The organism is Aeromicrobium sp. PE09-221 (genome assembly GCF_002174305.1).
GTDB lineage: Bacteria > Actinomycetota > Actinomycetes > Propionibacteriales > Nocardioidaceae > Aeromicrobium.
On the sequence record NZ_MIJB01000064.1, the window covers coordinates 1 to 1115 of the forward strand.

Below are 1115 nucleotides of genomic sequence, written 5' to 3' on the forward strand. Positions count from 1 at the left end.
CGGTGAGGGCGTACGCAGAGGCCGAGGTATGTAGATCGGGGGGTGCGACACGCTGTGGCGCGTACTCTGCCGGTGGGGGGTCATGGGCAGCGGAGGCGGCAGAGGAGTCGGGGGTGTGGGGGATCGGATGGGCGTGGTCCTGCAGCGTGACGGCGCGGGCAGGGTGCAGGACAACGGCCGGGGGAGGCCGGGCGACAAGTAGCACCAGACCGGCCGGTCCGGGGTCGAGGGGGTGTTGGCCAAGCTCCACGGGGGTGGCAAGTTCGGTGGCGGCTCCTACAACGCCACCGGAGGGCTGCACGGTGTCGGCGCCTCGGTCGTCAACGCCCTCTCGCAGCGACTCGATGTCGAGGTGGACAAGGGCGGTGCCACCTGGGCGATGTCCTTCCGTCGCGGCACCCCGGGCGTCTTCGACGGCGAGGGCCCCGATGCCCCTTTCAGCGCTGACGACACGCTGCACAAGGTCGGCAAGGTCGCCAAGAAGACCACCGGTACCCGCGTCCGCTACTGGGCCGACCCGCAGATCTTCATCAAGACCGCGGCCTTCTCCTATGACGATCTGGTGGCCCGCGCTCGGCAGACCTCCTTCCTCGTGCCGGGGCTGCGGATCGTCATCCGCGACGAGCGCGGGCCACCAGATCGTCATAGGAGAAGGCCGCGGTCTTGATGAAGATCTGCGGGTCGGCCCAGTAGCGGACGCGGGTACCGGTGGTCTTCTTGGCGACCTTGCCGACCTTGTGCAGCGTGTCGTCAGCGCTGAAAGGGGCATCGGGGCCCTCGCCGTCGAAGACGCCCGGGGTGCCGCGACGGAAGGACATCGCCCAGGTGGCACCGCCCTTGTCCACCTCGACATCGAGTCGCTGCGAGAGGGCGTTGACGACCGAGGCGCCGACACCGTGCAGCCCTCCGGTGGCGCTGTAGGAGCCGCCACCGACCTTGCCACCCGCGTGGCGCTTGGTGAACACCACCACGACCCCGGACACGCCGGTCCGGGGCTCCCTGACGCCAGGGCAGCCTCCGCCGTTGTCCTGCCCCCCGACCGCGCTGTGCCGGCGCAGGACCCCGAGGCTCTGCACAACAAAACCGCCAAGCGCTCCGTCCACTGCGACGGCGAG

At 70.0% G+C, this 1115-nt stretch carries 2 pseudogenes; one reads left to right on the forward strand and one right to left on the reverse strand.

Annotated elements, in window-relative coordinates:
* Positions 1-106: 106 nt before the first annotated feature.
* Positions 107-631: pseudogene (locus BHE97_RS19250) on the forward strand (DNA topoisomerase IV subunit B); the annotation flags it as partial.
* Between the two features lie 34 nt (positions 632-665).
* Here BHE97_RS19250 and BHE97_RS19255 read toward each other — a convergent pair.
* Positions 666-998: pseudogene (locus tag BHE97_RS19255) on the reverse strand (DNA topoisomerase IV subunit B); the annotation flags it as partial.
* Between the last annotated feature and the right edge of the window lie 117 nt (positions 999-1115).